We start from the raw sequence: 17,405 nt of genomic DNA on the forward strand, positions 1-17,405 counted from the left end.
ATCTCACCGCAGCGACGCGATCGCTGCTCCCAGGTTCCCGACCTCGGTGACCTTCATGCCCTTCGGCGCCGCCCCGGAGTCGAGGGGAACGATCGCGCGGGTGAACCCGAGGCGGTGCGCCTCGGCGAGCCTGCGCCCGACGCCGGGCACCCGGCGAACCTCACCGGCCAGTCCCACTTCGCCGAGGATCACGAGCCCGTCGGGAACGGGACGGTCCTTCACCGCGGACGCGACGGCGAGGGCCAGCGCCAGGTCAGCGGACGGCTCGGTCATCCGCATCCCGCCGACGGTGGCGGCGTAGACGTCGTTCTTCGCGATCGGCACCCCGCACCGGCGGTCGAGCACGGCCAGGACCATGGCCACCCGGGCGCTGTCGAGTCCGCTCACGGCGCGCCGGGGTGCGGGCATGGACGTGGCCGCGACGAGTGCCTGCACCTCACCGAGGAGTGGCCGTTTGCCGTCCATCATGACGGTGACGGCGGTTCCGGGAACGGCTTCGGCGCGGTGGTGGAGGAACAGTCCGGACGGGTCGCTGATTCCGGCGATGCCGTCTTCGCGCAGTTCGAAGCAACCGACCTCGTCGGCGGCACCGAAACGGTTCTTGACGCCGCGCACCATCCGCAGCGTCGAATGCTTGTCGCCCTCGAAGTGCAGCACCACGTCGACGAGATGCTCGAGCGACCGCGGACCGGCGACCGCACCGTCCTTGGTGACGTGGCCGATGAGGAGCACCGGCACGCCGCTGGCCTTCGCGAGGGAGGTGAGGGCGCTGGTGACGGCCTTCACCTGGGTGACGCCGCCGACCACGCCGTCGACGTCGGCGGCCAGCATGGTCTGCACGGAGTCGACGATCAGCAGGGTGGGACGCACCTGCTCGACGTGACCGAGGATGGTCGCGAGATCGGATTCGGCGGCGAGATAGACCCGCTCGTGGACGGCGCCGGTGCGGTCGGCCCGCAGTCGCACCTGCCCGGCGGATTCCTCGCCGGTGACGTAGAGCGACCGGTCGTCCGGGCCTCGCCGGGCCCACTGGTGGACCACCTCGAGGAGCAGGGTCGACTTGCCGACGCCGGGTTCGCCTGCGAGGAGAACGACGGAACCGGGCACCACACCGCCGCCGAGAACACGGTCGAGTTCGTCGATGCCGGTGGGCTTGGCGCGGGTGGACGTGCTGTCGATCCGCGTGATCGGAGTGGCCGGGGTGGACGGAAGGACCGCTCCGGCTCCCGCTTTCGCGAGCGAGGCGCCGGAGCGGCTCGCGACGGCTGCGACGATCGGGGCCTCGTCCATCGAGCCCCAGCTACCGCATTCGGGGCACCGCCCGACCCATTTGGGAACCGTGCACTGGCACGACGAGCAGCGGAAGCTGGATTTGAGTTTGGCCACCCGGCCAGCCTAGGTATCGGGTCCGACAGCGGACCCGATACGGCTGCTAGTGTCCGCCGCCCTCGGCTTCGGTGCCGGGCGACTTGTCGGAGACGTGCCGCTCGGTCTCGTGGCCCGCGTCGACGGGAACGGACACGGTGATGTCTCCGGCCTTCTCGAACGAGAACGTGACGGGGAAGGTGAGGCCCGGGCGGACGCCTTCCTTCAGGCTGTTCAGAGTCACCAAGACGACGTCGGTCGGCGCGTCGGCGCTCTTGTCCGTCTCGGCGGCGGCGTCCGCGCCGGCTTCGGCGTCCCCGACCGGCAGGCCGGCGACGAGCGCGCTCTGCGGCGGAATCTCGAGTCCGCCGGACTTCTCGCCGAGCGTGACGGACTGCGCGAAGTCGGTGCTGATGCGGGTCAGCGTGTCCGGGGTGTCCTCGTTGTTGTTGATCGCGGTGAACGCCAGGACGGCGTTGCTCCCCGGCTCGAGGCTGTACTCGGCGGAGTTGGGGTAGACGACGTGCACGTTGCGCAGGGCGATCGATCCGGCCTCCGCGCTGTTGCCGTTGACCGCGGCGACCTGACTCGACGTCTGAGTGATCTGGCCCGCACTGCACGCGGACAGCACGAGGGCTGCGCCGGCAGCGAGAGCGACGGCGGTAGCGACTCGGCGAGTCGACTTGTCGAGAGCAGTCACGAGTTGTCCTCCGGTGTCAGGTTCGCACTTCAACTAGGCAGAGTAGTAGTTCCCCCGCGTGGCCTGCTCGCTGGGTACTCACAATGGTTGTCTGCGTGCGGTTTCGGTGCCGGAGAACGGCCGGATCGGGGTGTCCGGAATGCACGTATCGGGACCCCTGTCAACCCCTAGGGTCAGGCCATGATGCCCCTGACCTGCACCGTTGATGCGACCAGGATCCGGACACGTGTTAAACTCGAATGATCGAAAGGGGCACGGGACAGATGATTTTTAAGGTCGGAGACACCGTCGTATACCCCCATCACGGTGCGGCGCTGATCGAAGCTATTGAAACCCGCACCATCAAGGGTGAGCAGAAGGAATATCTCGTTCTCAAGGTTGCTCAGGGCGATCTCACCGTACGGGTTCCCGCAGACAACGCAGAGTACGTGGGCGTACGCGACGTCGTCGGCCAGGAAGGTCTCGACAAGGTCTTCCAGGTACTGCGGGCTCCGCACACCGAAGAACCCACCAACTGGTCACGCCGCTACAAGGCGAATCTCGAAAAGCTCGCGTCCGGTGACGTCAACAAGGTCGCCGAGGTCGTTCGTGACCTGTGGCGTCGTGAGCAGGACCGCGGTCTGTCCGCGGGAGAGAAGCGCATGCTCGCGAAGGCGCGGCAGATCCTCGTCGGCGAACTCGCACTCGCCGAAGGCACCGACAGCGACAAGGCCGAGACCATCCTCGACGAGGTCCTCGCGGCCGCGTCCTAGACAGTCGCGATACACACAGTGGCCGAGGGACAAGGTCCTGTAGTCGCGCTGGTTCCCGCCGCAGGTCAGGGAGTGCGTTTGGGTGAGAACAAGCCCAAGGCATTCGTTGATCTCGGGGGGACGACCATGCTGACACGCGCGGTCGACGGGCTCCTGCAGTCGGGGGCTGTCGACCGCGTCGTCGTGATCGTCCCGGAGGAACTCGTCGAGTCGACGCGCAGCCTCCTCCCCGGTGACGTCACCGTCGTCGCCGGTGGGAGTGAGCGGACCGATTCGGTTCGCGCCGGACTCGCCGTCGCGGACGACGCCGAATATGTCCTCGTGCACGACGCCGCCCGCGCTCTGACGCCGCCGTCGCTCATCGCGCGGGTGGTCGCGGAGCTGCGGTGTGGCCGCACCGCGGTGATTCCCGTCCTCCCGGTGGCGGACACCATCAAGACCGTCGACGTTCTCGGCGCGGTCACCGGCACCCCCGAACGGTCCGAACTGCGGGCGGTGCAGACGCCGCAGGGTTTCACCGCGGAACTGCTCCGCCGCGCGTACGCCGCCGCCGACGGCATCGCCACGGACGACGCCGGCCTGGTGGAGCGGCTCGGGGAACGGGTCCGCAGCATCGTCGGAGAACCCACAGCATTCAAGATCACCACGCCGCTGGACCTCGTCCTGGCCCGCGCGCTGGTGGAAGAGGGAGCGCACTAGTGCGAGTCGGAATCGGGACGGACGTCCACCCGATCGAGCAGGGACGGCCGTGCTGGATGGCGGGCCTGCTGTTCGAGGACGAGAACGGCTGCGCGGGTCACTCCGACGGCGACGTCGCCGTCCACGCACTCTGCGACGCCCTGCTCTCCGCCGCCGGCCTCGGCGATCTCGGCTCCGTCTTCGGAACCGGCAGACCCGAGTGGTCCGGGGTGAGCGGCGCCGCGATGCTGGCGGAGGTCCGCCGGCTCCTGGAAGAGGACGATTTCGGTGTCGCCAACGCCGCGGTCCAGGTGATCGGGAACCGGCCGAAGATCGGCCCGCGCCGGAACGAGGCCCAGAAGGTGCTCAGCGACATTCTGGGAGCCCCGGTTTCGGTGTCCGCGACCACCACGGACGGGCTTGGTCTCACCGGCCGCGGCGAGGGGATCGCCGCGATGGCCACCGCATTGGTCATTCCCGATCGAAGCGCCAGGTAGGATCGCTGGTCGTGACCCTGCGCCTATTCGACACCGAGACGCGGGCCTTGCGTGACTTCGCTCCGCTGGCCCCTGGACACGCATCGGTGTACCTGTGTGGCGCCACGGTGCAGGGCGACCCCCACATCGGTCACGTACGCAGCGGCGTCGCCTTCGACGTGCTGCGACGCTGGCTGCTCGCCCACGACTACGACGTGGCGTTCGTCCGCAATGTCACGGACATCGAAGACAAGATCCTGAACAAGGCCGCCGAGGCGGGCAGGCCGTGGTGGGAGTGGGCCGCCACGTTCGAGCGGTCCTTCACGTGGGCCTACCAGCAACTGGGTGTGCTGCCGCCCTCCGTCGAGCCGCGCGCCACCGGGCACATCACGCAGATGGTCGAGATGATGCAGCGCCTCATCGACAACGGCCACGCGTACGCGGCGGGCGGCGACGTCTACTTCGACGTCCGCAGCTACCCGCAGTACGGCAGCCTGTCCGGGCACAAACTGGACGACGTGCACCAGGGCGAGAGCGCCGGCGAATGCAAACGCGACCCCCGCGACTTCACGCTGTGGAAGGCGGAGAAGCCGGGCGAGCCGTCGTGGCCGACGCCGTGGGGCCGTGGCAGGCCGGGCTGGCACCTCGAGTGCTCCGCGATGGCCGAGTTCTATCTCGGGGCGGCGTTCGACATCCACTGCGGTGGCCTTGACCTGGTGTTCCCGCACCACGAGAACGAGATCGCGCAGGCCAAGTGCTCCGGCGACGACTTCGCGCAGTACTGGCTGCACAACGGCTGGGTCACCATGGGTGGCGAGAAGATGTCGAAGTCGCTCGGCAACGTTCTCTCCGTGCCGAACGTGCTGAAAAAGGTTCGGCCGCAAGAGCTTCGGTACTATCTCGGCAGTGCCCACTACCGGTCGATGCTCGAGTACTCCGACACCGCGCTCGACGAGGGCGCGGCCGCGTACCGCCGCATCGAATCGTTCGTCACGCGCACGCAGGAGCGCGCCGGTGAGGTCGCGGTCGGCCGGTGGACGGACGCGTTCGCTCGCGCTCTCGACGACGACCTCGCCGTCCCCGCCGCACTCGCCGAGGTGCACGGCAAGGTCCGCGAGGGCAATATCGCGCTCGACGGGGGAGATCTCGAAGGCGCGCGCGCAATCGCGTCGCAGGTCCGGGCCATGCTCGGAATCCTCGGCGTCGACCCGCTGGACGCGCACTGGACTCAGGAGACCGCGGACGCGTCCGCGGCAACCGATGCCCTGGACGTTCTGGTCCGGGCCGAACTCGAGCGCAGGCAGACTGCCCGCGCCGAGAAGAACTGGGCTGTGGCCGACGAGGTGCGTGACCGTCTCATCCGGGCGGGCATCGAGGTCACCGATACCCCCAACGGGCCCGAGTGGTCTCTCAAGGCAGGACAGTAGTAATGGCTGGAAATTCGAGTAGGCGCGGAGCCATCCGCAAGGCCGGCACCAAGAAGGGCCAGGTCGCCGGTTCCGGTGGCCAGCGTCGCAAGGGGCTGGAAGGCCGTGGCGCCACGCCGCCCGCGGAGGCCCGCACCAAGCACCCCGCCGCGAAGCGGGCCGCCCGCGCCGCCCGGGACGCCGAGAAGCAGCCGGGCCGCGGTCGTCAGACCGCGGGTCGCAAGGTGCTCGACGGCCCCGAGAACGTGCTGGGCCGCAACCCCGTCGTCGAATGCCTGCGTGCCGGTGTCCCCGCGACCGCACTGTACGTCGCGGTCGGGACCGAGAGCGACGACCGTCTGAAGGAATCCGTCCAGCGGGCGGCCGACGCGGGCATCTCCATCCTCGAGGTTCCCCGCACGGATCTCGACCGGCTCAGCGCCAACGGCATGCACCAGGGCATCGCGTTGCAGGTGCCGCCGTACCGCTACGCGCACCCCGACGACCTGATCGCGGAAGCTCGAAAGCACCAGGAGGCGCCGCTGCTGGTGGCCCTCGACAACATCACCGACCCCCGCAATCTCGGTGCCGTCGTCCGGTCGGTGGCTGCGTTCGGTGGTCACGGTGTGGTCATCCCCGAGCGGCGCAGTGCGTCGGTCACCGCGGTGGCGTGGCGCACGAGCGCCGGCGCCGCCGCGCGTCTGCCCATCGCCCGCGCCACCAATCTCACTCGCACGCTGAAGGATTGGGCGTCCAAGGGCGTCCAGGTGGTCGGGCTTGACGCGGGTGGCGACACCACGCTCGACGAGTTCGACGGCAGCGGCCCGGTGGTCGTCGTGGTCGGCTCCGAGGGCAAGGGACTGTCGCGTCTGGTGCGCGAGAACTGCGACGCCATCCTCAGCATCCCGATGGCAGGCCCCGTCGAATCGCTCAACGCGTCCGTCGCCGCGGGTGTTGTGCTCGCCGACATCGCCCGGCGCCGCCGGAGTTAGATTTCCGCCCCGATCACTTCGGGATCGGCGACGTCACCACCCGGTGGAAGCGCACCCGGTGCCCGGGTCGCAACTGCGCGGCCATCGGCAGATCAGCCTCGGCGACCACGGCGATCACCGGGTAGCCGCCCGTCACCGGATGGTCGGCGAGGAACAGGATCGGCTGACCGTTCGGGGGCACCTGCAGGGCACCCGCCACCATGGCCTCGCTCGGCATCTCGTCACGCACGGATCGGTGCAGCGCTCCCGGGCCCTCGAGTCGCGCCCCCACCCGGTTGGTGTCGGAACTGACCGTCCACGTCTCGCGGAGAAGGGCGTCGACCGACGCGGGCGTGAACCAGTCGTCCCGCGGTCCGAGGCGGACGCGCATCGTCAACGGATCCTCGGGGGTGACCGGTGGCGGGATGATCTCGTCCGCGGGCCAGTCGCCGGCATCCGCACCCACGAGCAACCGGTCACCCTCGGCGACGGGATCGGGGCCGAGGCCCGACAGTGTGTCGGTGGACCGGCTCCCCATCACCGCGGGTACGTCGAACCCTCCCCGCACCGCGACGTAACTGCGCAGCCCCTCGGTCGCGAACGCGATCTCCAGTAGATCTCCCGTGTTCAGGTGGAGCATCGTGTAGTCGGGTCGGGGTTCGGAATTGACGGTGACGGGGTTGCGGGCGCCCGTGACGGCGACGGAGACGGTCCCGGTCGCCCGCACGGCCAGCCCGCCGAGCGTGACCTCCAGTGTGGCTGCGCCGGAGTGGTTGCCCACCAACCTGTTTGCGCTGTCGTGCGCCTCGCGGTCGGCGGCACCCGACTCGCCGACACCGATGGACGCATAGCCGGGGCGGCCGCGATCCTGCACGGTGGTGAACGGTCCGGTGCGCACGACCTCGAGCCAAGCCATCGTCCGATTGTCCCGCATCCCGGCGTCGTCTGGATACGCTCTCGACCATGTTGACCGCGAGTCTGTACGGCCTCGGCACGGCCGTACCCCTGCTGATCGGTGCCGTCGTCGGGCTGCGCTACGACCTGCCGCGGCCGGTCCTCGCGGCACTCATGGCGTTCGGTGCGGGAACGATGGTGGCCGCCGTGTCCACCGAATTGTTCCAGCCCGCGTTCGAGACCGAAGGGATCTGGACGGCAGGCGCGGCCCTGTTCACGGGGGCACTCGTCTACGTGGTCGCAGACCGGCTCATCGAGCAGAAACTCGGTGCCGCCGCTCTCGGCTGGGCGTTGATGCTCGGTGCGCTGCTTGACGGCATCCCCGAGAACACCGCCCTCGGGGTGACGATCAGCAGCGCAGGCGGGGTGGTGCTGCTCGTCGCCGTCGCGGTCGGAAACGTGCCCGAGGCGGTCGCGGGCGCGGCGTCCATGCGGTCTCAGCCGCACTTCAGCCGCGGCCGCGCCCTGTCGGTGTGGGTGGCGACCGCCGTACTGCTGGTGCTGGTGGTGATCGGCGCCGATGCCGTGTCCGACACCATCTCCGACGGCACCATCGCGACCATCCAGGCGTTCGCCGGTGGCGCGACCATCGCCGTGCTCGCGGACTCGCTGATGCCCGAGGCCTACCGGGAAGGTGGGTGGTGGGTCGGGTTGTCCACCGCGCTCGGGTTCCTCGTCGCGTTCGGGCTCGGCGCCTAGCGTCTCAGGCGGGCAGTGTCGCGGCCGGGTAGCCGTGCGCGGCAGCGACTTCGGTGGACAGCAGCTTGCCGTCGTGGGTGGACAGTCCCTCTGCGAGGCCGGGAACGGTCGCGGTCGCTTCCTGCCAGCCCTTGTCGGCGAGGGCGACGACGTACGGCAGGGTCGCGTTGGTGAGCGCGTAGGTCGACGTGCGGGGGACGGCGCCGGGCATGTTGGCGACGCAGTAGAACACCGAGTCGTGGACCTGGTAGGTGGGGTCGGCGTGGGTGGTGGGCCGCGAGTCCTCGAAGCAGCCGCCCTGGTCGATGGCGATGTCGACGAGCACGGAGCCGGGCTTCATCCGGGAGACCAGGTTGTTCGAGACGAGGGTGGGGGCCTTTGCGCCGGGGACGAGGACGGCTCCGATGACCAGGTCGGCGTCGAGCACGGCCTGCTCGAGTTCGAGACTGTTGGAGACGATGGTCTTGACCTGACCGTGGTACTGGGCGTCGATCTCCCGCAGCCGGGCGATGGACAGGTCGAGGACGGTGACGTCGGCGTGCATGCCGTGTGCGATGGCGATGGCGTTCTTGCCGGAGACGCCGGCGCCGATGACGACGACCTTGGCCGGGCGCACCCCGGGGACACCGCCCATCAGGACACCGCGGCCGCCGCCCTGGCGCATCAGGTGGTAGGCGCCGGCCTGCGGGGCGAGGCGTCCGGCGACCTCGCTCATCGGGGCGAGCAGCGGCAGGGAGCCGTCGGCGCCGGTGACGGTTTCGTAGGCGATGGAGGTGGTCTTCGACGCCAGCAGGGCGTCGGTGCACTCCTTGGATGCGGCGAGGTGCAGGTAGGTGAACAGCACCTGGTCCTGGCGGAGGCGGGGGTATTCCTCGGCGATGGGTTCCTTGACCTTCAGCAGCAGGTCGGCACTCTCCCAGACCTGGTCGGCGGTCGAGAGGATCTGGGCGCCTGCGGCTTTGAAGTCCGCGTCGGCGAAGGACGAGCCGACGCCGGCCCCGGTTTCGATGATCACCTCGTGGCCGCGGCCGACAAGTTCGTGGACACCGGCGGGGGTGATGGCCACGCGGTATTCGTGGTTCTTGATTTCGCGGGGGATGCCGATCTTCATGAGAACTCCGTGCTGTTGGAAATTCGATTGGTAGGTGCCAATAGTGAAGAAAGCGATCATTCATGCCAACAGTTCTGAAGATAATTCTCAATATCGGGGTTCCGGATCGCGACTATTCGGATGTTGGCACCCTGAGCCGGTTCTCGTCGAACGATGTTCGAGAGTGGCCACGCCCCGTGAGTACTTATTAACCGCCCGACGTTAATAAGTACTCACGGGCGGCGGAGCTGCAGGATCAGTATGGCCGTGTGCAGCGACGTCCGGGACTCGGCGTCGTCGAGGTCGACACCGAGCAGGCGCTCGATCGTGGCCAGCTTCGCGTAGAGCGTGGGGCGCGAGAGGTGGAGCCTCTTCGCGAGTTCCGTCTTGTTGCCGCCGAGTTCGAGGAAGCTCCGCAGGACTTCGACGCTGTCGCCGCCGTGGCGCGCGCGATGCTCCAGCAGGCCGCGGAGTTCGGTTTCGGCGAACGCCTGCACCCGCGGATCGGTCCGGATGAGGGCGAGGAGCCCGCGCAACCGGATGTCGGCTGCCCGGTGAAAAGCCTTGTCGTCCGGTGGCAACGACAGCGCGACGTCGGCGATGTGCGCGGATTCCGTGAGGCCGCCCGCGGCGTCCAGCAGCCGGGTCGATTCGGGGCCGACGCCGATCGTGCAGTGCAGGACGCCGTCGAGCCGGGCGAGTGCGGCGCGGATCGCCCCGCAGAGTTCGGTCAGCGCGCCGGGTGCGGACGCCGGCGGATGGGACAGGAGCAGGTCGATCTGCCCGGCCCGGGTGTTCGCGGTCAGTGCCGTCTGCCGCGACGTCCGGACCGCGTGACGCACGGCGTCGAGCATGGTGATCCGGCGTCGCTGTGCCAGAACCTGGTCTGCGCTGGCGGTTTCGCCGACCCGGACCGTCATCGGCAGGTAGGTCAGTGCCGGCCGGAGACCGAGTGCGTGGGCGCGTGCGGTCGCCTCGGCCTCGTCCTGGATGCGTCCGCGGCGGAGTTCGTCGATGAGCCCGCTCTGTGCCTGCTGCTCGAGTGCGGTCCGGTCCTGCTCGACCATGCGGTGCAGTGCGAGCGCCTGGGCCGCGCGTTCGAGGGTCATCCGCGCACGACCTTCTGCGGCGACGGGGCGGGGGGCGACGAGTCGTCCCCATTCCTGCCGATGTGCGCCGACGGGCGTCGTCGTCCACGACTCGGGCCCGTCGACCGCGGTCTGCTGCGACACGGGCGTGAGCCGCGACCGGCGTTCCCACTCGGCGAGGAGGTCCGCCGTCGCGGTGCCCTGCGCCGCGAACGCCAGCACCTGCCGGTTGAGGTCTTCGAGCACGATCGGGGCGCCGAGCATGCCGGCCGCGGCGTCGACGATCTCGCCGAGCGACGCCCGCTTCATGCTGAGGTCGGTGAAGACCTCGTGGGCGTGCCGTGCGAACGCGACCTCGTCGTACTGTTCCGCGACGATCGATCGGTGCACCGCCTCCGTGACCTCGACGAACTTGATCTGACGGTGCAGCGCGATCACGGGGAACGACAGTCTGTCGGCGGCGCGTGCCACCCCGTCCGGGACGGTGTCGACGTGGACGCCGAGTTCGACGACGAGTCCGGCTGCGCCCGCCGCGGCCAGTCCTTCCAGGTATTCCACGCTCGACGAGTCGTCGGCGAGGGGTTGCCCGGTGGTGAGGACGAGTTCGCCGCCCTGGAGGAGGTTCGACAGGTCGGGTAGATCGCTGACGTGCACCCATCGCACCGGCCTGTCGAGTGTTCCGCCGCCGATCACCTCGGGCGTCCCGGCCTGAACGACCGGGAGCGCCAGGATGTCGACGATGGTGGGCAGCATTTACGCAGTGTAAATCAGAAGGCGGATTGCCATACAGATCGTCGGGGTCTGAGGGCTGGTTCGGGGACCAGAGTAGAGGCATCACGCGATCCGTGCGGATCGCCCCGGTATCCGCTCTCTCCCGGTTAGGACACCCATTCATGACACACAGCGACGGCGCCGCGCAGACCCGAACGATCTCCCACTGGTTCGACAACAAGAGTTTCGCCGGCACCAGCGGTAACACCGCCCCCGTCACCAACCCGGCGACCGGTGCCGTGACCGGTCAGGTCGCCCTCGCCAGCGTCGAGGACGCCCGCGCGGTCATCGACTCGGCCGCCGCCGCCTTCCCGGCGTGGCGTGACACCTCGCTTGCCAAGCGGACGCAGATCATCTTCAAGTTCCGGGAACTGCTCAACGAGCGCAAGGGTGAACTCGCCGAGATCATCACCTCCGAGCACGGCAAGGTCGTCTCCGACGCCCTCGGTGAGGTGAGCCGCGGCCAGGAGGTCGTCGAATTCGCGTGTGGCATTGCGCATCTGCTCAAGGGCGGCATGACGGAGAACGCGTCGACGAATGTGGATGTGCATTCGATCCGTCAGCCCGTCGGACCGGTCGCGATCATCTCCCCCTTCAACTTCCCCGCCATGGTCCCGATGTGGTTCTTCCCCGTCGCGATCGCCGCCGGCAATACGGTGGTGTTGAAGCCGTCGGAGAAGGACCCGACCGCCGCGATCTGGATGGCCGAACTGTGGGCCGAGGCCGGCCTGCCCGCCGGGGTGTTCAACGTGCTGCAGGGCGACAAGACGTCCGTCGACGAGCTCCTCACCAACCCGGCCGTCAAGGCGATCAGCTTCGTGGGGTCTACCCCGATCGCGCAGTACGTGTATGCCACCGGCACCGCCCACGGCAAGCGAGTTCAGGCATTGGGTGGGGCGAAGAACCACGCCATCGTCCTGCCGGACGCCGACCTGGATCTGGCCGCCGACGCCATGGTCAACGCCGGGTTCGGGTCCGCCGGTGAACGGTGCATGGCGATCTCCGCCCTGGTCGCGGTCGGGGACATCGCCGACGAGTTGGTCGCGAAGATCACCGAACGCACCAACACGTTGAAGATCGGCGACGGCACCAAAGATTCCGACATGGGACCGCTGGTGACGAAGGTGCATCGCGACAAGGTCGCGTCCTACATCGACGCCGGGGAGGCCGCCGGGGCCACCATCGTCGTCGACGGCCGGCAGGTGCAGGCCGACGGTGCCGAGGACGGGTTCTGGCTCGGCCCGACGCTGATCGACCACGTCACCACCGACATGTCCGTGTACACCGACGAGATCTTCGGACCCGTCCTGTCCGTGATCCGCGTCGAGAGCTACGACGAGGCGCTGGAACTCATCAACTCCGGCCCGTTCGGCAACGGCACCGCGATCTTCACCAACGACGGCGGCGCCGCCCGGCGGTTCCAGAACGAGGTCGAGGTCGGGATGGTCGGAATCAACGTGCCGATTCCGGTCCCGACCGCGTACTACTCCTTCGGTGGCTGGAAGAACTCGCTGTTCGGCGACACCCACGCGCACGGCGCCGAAGGTGTCCACTTCTTCACCCGCGGCAAGGTCGTCACCAGCCGTTGGCTCGACCCGAGCCACGGCGGCATCAACCTCGGCTTCCCCCAGAACAACTGAGCAGGAAAGGACCCACGGTCATGACGACGACAGTCTCCCAGGAACTCCTGCCCACCGGTCAGCCCCTCGACGCGGCCCGTGCCGAGGGCGAGCGCGCCTACGCGCTCGACCGCGCGCACGTGTTCCACTCGTGGTCCGCGCAGGAGCAGATCACACCGATGACGATCCTCGCGTCCGAGGGTTCGTACGTGTGGGACGGTGCCGGGAACCGCATGCTGGACTTCTCGTCCCAGCTGGTCAACACGAACATCGGGCACCAGCACCCCAAAGTCGTTGCTGCCATTCAGGACCAGGCCGCGAAGCTGTGCACCATCGCACCGCAGTATGCGAACGACGCCCGCTCCGAAGCCGCGCGGCTGATCGCCGAACGAACCCCGGGCGATCTGAACAAGGTGTTCTTCACCAACGGTGGCGCCGACGCCAACGAGCACGCCGTGCGCATGGCCCGCCTGCACACCGGCCGGTACAAGGTGCTGTCCCGCTACCGCTCGTACCACGGTGGCACGGACACCGCGATCAACCTCACCGGCGACCCGCGTCGGTGGCCCAACGACTACGGCAACAGCGGAGTCGTCCACTTCCACGGACCGTTCCTGTACCGGTCGCAGTTCCACTCGGAGAACGAGCAGCAGGAAACCGAGCGCGCGCTCGAGCACCTCGATCAGTTGATCCGCCTCGAGGGGCCGAACTCGATCGCGGCGATCGTGCTCGAATCGGTTCCCGGGACCGCGGGGATCATGGTGCCCCCGCCCGGTTACATGGCCGGCGTCCGCGAGATCTGCGACCGCTACGGCATCGTGTTCATCGCGGACGAGGTGATGTCGGGGTTCGGCCGGACCGGAAAGTGGTTCGCGATCGACCATTTCGGTGTCGTACCCGACCTGATCACGTTCGCGAAGGGGGTCAACTCCGGTTACGTTCCGCTCGGCGGTGTCGCGATCAGCGAGAAGATCGCGGCGGCGTTCGCCAACCGGCCGTACCCGGGCGGACTCACCTACTCGGGACATCCGCTCGCCACCGCCGCCGCGGTCGCGACGATCAATGCGATGGAGGACGAGCGGATCGTCGAGAACGCGGCCAGGATCGGCAGCGAGATTCTCGGTCCCGGACTGCGTGGCCTCGCCGACCGGCACCCGTCGATCGGTGAAGTGCGCGGGCTCGGCGTGTTCTGGGCGATCGAACTCGTCGCCGACCGTGCCACGAAGGAGCCGCTCGCCCCGTACGGCGCGTCCAGTCCGGCGATGAACGAGGTGATCGCGGCCTGCAAGGCAAGTGGACTGCTGCCGTTCGCCAACTTCAATCGTATTCACGCGGTGCCGCCGTGCACCGTCACCGAGGCCGAGGCCCGTGAGGGTCTCGCGATCCTCGACACGGTTCTCGACATCGCGGACGCACACCGCAACTCCTGACACACCCCGTCCGACGACACACCCGTGTCCCGGCACTCGATCCGTCCCGCGGTCAATGGCGCCCGCGGGGCGGATCTTTCTCTATTCCACGACAACCACTCGGCGCCCGGATCTCAACGGAGAGAATCTATGAGCTCGATTTCGTCCACGATCGCCCTGTCCCTGCCGGAAGGCTATGTCGAAGAACGGGATCGGCCACCGCTTCCCGACGTCGCCATCCTCGACCGACTGACCGCCGACGCCTTCGACCTGCACGTCGACACCGCCGGAACCGGTGAGAATCCGCAGTTCCGGGTCACGCTCTACAGCGGCGGCTCGACCGTGTCGCTCGAGCGGGTGCTCCGCCTCCTCGGGAGTCTCGACCTCGCGGTCGACGACCAGCGGACGTCCGTATTCCGCCGCGCCGACGGACTGGTGTGCCGGCTCTACGACTTCCGGGTGTCCGCGGGACCGCTCGTCGCGTCCGCGATGGCCGCGGGATCCGTCGAGCCCGAGGCCGTCGTGGAGACGTTTCGGGCGATGTGGTCGGGCCGGGCGGAGGCGGATCGGTTCAACGTGCTGGTGCTCGCCGCCGGCCTCGACTGGCGGGAGGTCGTGCTCCTGCGCGCCTACGCGCGCTTCCTGCGGCAGAGCGCTCTGCCCTACGACCAGGGCCGGATCGAGGCGGTGCTGTTGTCGCGTCCCGAGTTCGCCTCTGCGCTCGTGGGTCTGTTCCACGCGCACTTCGATCCGCGCGGGCATTCTGCCGGCGACGTCGAAACCTGCCGAGCCACGGTCGAGTCACTGCTCGAAGAGGTCGAGGGCCTCGACGCCGACCGGATCCTGCGCGCGTACGTGAATCTCGTCTCGGCGACGACCCGCACCAACTTCTACCGGGACGGGACGCTCGGCCCGGCCCGGCCCCAACTGTCGCTGAAGTTCCGCTCCGGCGAGATCGACGAACTTCCGCGGCCGCGGCCGTTCTACGAGGTCTTCGTGTATTCACCGGACATGGAGGGTGTGCATCTGCGATACGGACCCGTCTCGCGCGGCGGCCTCCGCTGGTCCGACCGCCCCGACGACTATCGCACCGAGATCCTCGGACTCGTCAAGGCGCAGGCGGTGAAGAACGCCGTGATCGTGCCCGCAGGCGCCAAGGGCGGTTTCGTCGTGCGCAATCCGTCGTCCACCGGCCTGGACTGCTACCGGCAGTTCATCTCCGGGTTGCTCGACGTCACCGACAACCGTTCGGACACCGCCGAATCGGTTCACCCGGACGGCGTCGTCTGCCGCGACGGCGACGACCCCTACCTGGTGGTGGCGGCGGACAAGGGCACGGCCACGTTCTCCGACGCCGCCAACGAGGTGGCCCGGAAATACGACTTCTGGCTCGGTGACGCGTTCGCGTCCGGTGGTTCGGTCGGCTACGACCACAAGAAGATGGGCATCACCGCGAAGGGTGCCTGGGTGAGCGTCACCCGGCATCTGTCCGAACTCGGAATCGACGTCGATCGTGACAGCTTCACGGTGGCGGGGATCGGCGACATGAGTGGCGACGTCTTCGGCAACGCCATGCTGGCGACGTCGGGGATCGGCGTGGTCGCCGCGTTCGACCACCGGCACATCTTCGTCGACCCCACTCCCGGCCACGAGCAGGCCTGGCAGGAACGCCGCCGGTTGTTCGAGCTGCCGAGGTCGTCGTGGGCCGATTACGACCGGACGCTCATCAGTGCGGGCGGGGGTGTCTGGTCGCGGGACAGCAAATCGATTCCGGTGAGCAGCCAGATGCGGACTGTGCTCGGTCTCGCTCCGTCGGTGACGACGTTGACGCCGCCGGAGATGATCCGCGCCATCCTCGCAGCCCCGGTGGATCTGCTGTTCAACGGCGGCGTCGGGACGTACGTCAAGGCCTCGTCGGAGTCGCACACGGACGCGGGGGACAAGGCGAACGACAACGTCCGGATCGACGCCGGCCGGCTGCGCGCACGGGCCGTCGCCGAGGGCGGGAACCTCGGCATGACCGCACTCGCCCGCATCGAATTCGCCCGCACGGGTGGACGCGTCAACACGGACGCACTGGACAACTCGGCCGGCGTGGACTGCTCGGACCACGAGGTGAACATCAAGATCCTGCTCGACTCGCTGCCGGTCGACCGGCGGCTCGATCCGGCCCGGCGCTCGGACCTGCTCGGGACGCTCACCGACGACGTGTCGGAACTCGTCCTCGCGAACAATCGCGCACAGAATCGGGTTCTCGGCGACGCCCGGTCGAACGCCCACCGGATGGTGGACGTGCACGCACGGATGGTGGGCGACCTGGTCGACAAGCGCGGCCTGGACTGCGAACTGGAGGCGCTGCCGAACGCCGACGGCTTCACCGAACTGTCGGAGGCGGGGCTCGGGTTGACCTCACCGGAACTGGCGACCCTCCTCGCGCACGCCAAGCTGGATCTCAAAGCGGAACTGGTGGATTCGGCCGTCTTCATCGACGGGTACTTCTCCGGACGGCTCGGCGCGTACTTCCCGGCTGCACTGCGCTCCGTCCTCCCCGTCGACGCGCACCCCCTCCGCCAGGAGATCCTCGCCACCGAGATCGTGAACGACATCTTCGCCCGCGGCGGGCTCACCTATGCGCACCGGTTGCGCGAAGAGACGGGGGCCGGGCCCGCGGATGTGGTGCGCGCGTTCGTCATCACGTCGGAAGTGTTCGGGCTTGCGGAACTCTGGTCCGACATCGCCGCGGCGAAACTGCCGCCGGCGACGGAGTACGAGCTGGTCGTCGAGGCCCGCAGGTTGCTCGACCGGGCGTCGCGGTGGTTCCTCGCCAACCGACGCCAACCGCTGTCGGTGGACGCCGAGATCGACGACTTCCGGCGTGCCGTCCACACGCATTCCGGCGATGTCGCCGGATGGCTCCGCGGCGCCGAGGTACTGGCGATGGAGGAAACGCGGCGAATCTACGACGAGGCGGGCGTCGAGACGTCCATCGCCCGACGGGTCGCGGACGGCCTCTACCGGTTCAGCCTGCTCGACATCGCCGACGTCGCCCGCGAACTGGACCACGACGTCGCCGAGGTGGCGCCGCTCTATTTCGCGCTCTCCGATCACCTCGGTGTGGATCGGTGGCTGATCAAGGTGTCGGCGCTTCCGCGGGGTGAACGGTGGCACACCCTCGCCCGGGTCGCGCTGCGTGACGACCTGTACCGCTCCGTCCGGCTCCTGACCCGCGACGTGTTGTCCTCGGGTGAATCCGGAGATTCGGCGGACTCCCGGATTCTGCTGTGGGAGAGCACGAATCGGGCGAGAATCGAGCGCGCTCGCCGGACGCTGGGGGAGATCGACGCCGCGTCCACCCACGATCTCGCGTCACTGTCGGTCGCGGCGCGCCACGTGCGCTCCATGGCCTGATGCGCTTCGCGCCTGTGAG

General features: G+C 68.6%; 14 protein-coding genes. 9 read left to right on the forward strand and 5 right to left on the reverse strand.

The window, feature by feature from the left end; translation table 11 throughout:
• Window positions 1-3: 3 nt before the first annotated feature.
• Both radA and JWS14_RS24095 read right to left on the reverse strand, forming a co-directional pair.
• Window positions 4-1,386: a DNA repair protein RadA gene (radA, locus tag JWS14_RS24090; protein WP_072947408.1), complete on the reverse strand. Its 1,383-nt coding sequence runs from the start codon at window positions 1,384-1,386 to the stop codon at window positions 4-6.
• A gap of 46 nt (window positions 1,387-1,432) precedes the next feature.
• A complete protein-coding gene (locus JWS14_RS24095) occupies window positions 1,433-2,065 on the reverse strand; it encodes a copper chaperone PCu(A)C domain-containing protein (protein WP_095863017.1) in 633 nt (210 codons plus the stop codon).
• Window positions 2,066-2,328: 263 nt separating this feature from the next.
• On the opposite strand from JWS14_RS24095, the gene carD reads away from it, so the two are divergent.
• From carD to rlmB, 5 genes are read left to right on the forward strand one after another with little or no spacing between them, the layout of a single operon-like run.
• Window positions 2,329-2,817 (forward strand): RNA polymerase-binding transcription factor CarD, encoded by a 489-nt coding sequence (carD, locus tag JWS14_RS24100; protein WP_005262216.1) that lies wholly within the window; start codon window positions 2,329-2,331, stop codon window positions 2,815-2,817.
• A gap of 18 nt (window positions 2,818-2,835) precedes the next feature.
• Window positions 2,836-3,516: a 2-C-methyl-D-erythritol 4-phosphate cytidylyltransferase gene (gene ispD, locus JWS14_RS24105; RefSeq protein ID WP_072947410.1), complete on the forward strand. Its 681-nt coding sequence runs from the start codon at window positions 2,836-2,838 to the stop codon at window positions 3,514-3,516.
• Window positions 3,516-3,992, forward strand: coding sequence for a 2-C-methyl-D-erythritol 2,4-cyclodiphosphate synthase (ispF, locus tag JWS14_RS24110; RefSeq protein ID WP_005244898.1), 477 nt, complete (start codon window positions 3,516-3,518; stop codon window positions 3,990-3,992). Before ispD ends, ispF begins: the two co-directional genes overlap by 1 nt.
• 11 nt (window positions 3,993-4,003) lie before the next feature.
• Window positions 4,004-5,398, forward strand: coding sequence for a cysteine--tRNA ligase (gene cysS, locus JWS14_RS24115; RefSeq protein WP_072947411.1), 1,395 nt, complete (start codon window positions 4,004-4,006; stop codon window positions 5,396-5,398).
• Window positions 5,399-5,400: 2 nt separating this feature from the next.
• Window positions 5,401-6,369, forward strand: a complete 969-nt coding sequence (rlmB, locus tag JWS14_RS24120) for a 23S rRNA (guanosine(2251)-2'-O)-methyltransferase RlmB (RefSeq protein ID WP_072947412.1) — start codon at window positions 5,401-5,403, stop codon at window positions 6,367-6,369.
• A gap of 13 nt (window positions 6,370-6,382) precedes the next feature.
• On the opposite strand, the gene JWS14_RS24125 is transcribed toward rlmB, so the two are convergent.
• Window positions 6,383-7,264, reverse strand: coding sequence for a 5-oxoprolinase subunit C family protein (locus JWS14_RS24125; protein ID WP_206014542.1), 882 nt, complete (start codon window positions 7,262-7,264; stop codon window positions 6,383-6,385).
• Between the two features lie 47 nt (window positions 7,265-7,311).
• Between JWS14_RS24125 and JWS14_RS24130 the strand changes: the two genes are divergently transcribed.
• Entirely contained in the window at window positions 7,312-8,001 is a 690-nt protein-coding gene (locus JWS14_RS24130) for a ZIP family metal transporter (RefSeq protein WP_206014543.1), read from the forward strand.
• 4 nt (window positions 8,002-8,005) lie between these two features.
• Here the strand turns inward: JWS14_RS24130 and ald are convergent, their stop codons facing one another.
• Together ald and JWS14_RS24140 are read right to left on the reverse strand one after the other, a co-directional pair.
• Window positions 8,006-9,112 (reverse strand): alanine dehydrogenase, encoded by a 1,107-nt coding sequence (gene ald, locus JWS14_RS24135; RefSeq protein ID WP_206014544.1) that lies wholly within the window; start codon window positions 9,110-9,112, stop codon window positions 8,006-8,008.
• Window positions 9,113-9,324: 212 nt separating this feature from the next.
• On the reverse strand, window positions 9,325-10,932 hold the full coding sequence (locus JWS14_RS24140) for a PucR family transcriptional regulator (RefSeq protein ID WP_206014545.1): 1,608 nt from the start codon (window positions 10,930-10,932) through the stop codon (window positions 9,325-9,327).
• A gap of 140 nt (window positions 10,933-11,072) precedes the next feature.
• On the opposite strand from JWS14_RS24140, the gene JWS14_RS24145 reads away from it, so the two are divergent.
• The 3 genes from JWS14_RS24145 (at window position 11,073) to JWS14_RS24155 (ending at window position 17,386) form a co-directional block, all read left to right on the forward strand.
• On the forward strand, window positions 11,073-12,590 hold the full coding sequence (locus JWS14_RS24145; protein ID WP_206014546.1) for a CoA-acylating methylmalonate-semialdehyde dehydrogenase: 1,518 nt from the start codon (window positions 11,073-11,075) through the stop codon (window positions 12,588-12,590).
• A gap of 20 nt (window positions 12,591-12,610) precedes the next feature.
• Window positions 12,611-13,999, forward strand: coding sequence for an aspartate aminotransferase family protein (locus JWS14_RS24150; RefSeq protein WP_095863022.1), 1,389 nt, complete (start codon window positions 12,611-12,613; stop codon window positions 13,997-13,999).
• Window positions 14,000-14,128: 129 nt separating this feature from the next.
• Complete coding sequence (locus tag JWS14_RS24155) at window positions 14,129-17,386, forward strand: NAD-glutamate dehydrogenase domain-containing protein (RefSeq protein WP_095863023.1); 3,258 nt, start codon at window positions 14,129-14,131, stop codon at window positions 17,384-17,386.
• Window positions 17,387-17,405 lie beyond the last annotated feature (19 nt).

This window comes from Rhodococcus koreensis (genome assembly GCF_017068375.1).
In the GTDB taxonomy this organism is placed as follows: domain Bacteria; phylum Actinomycetota; class Actinomycetes; order Mycobacteriales; family Mycobacteriaceae; genus Rhodococcus_F; species Rhodococcus_F koreensis.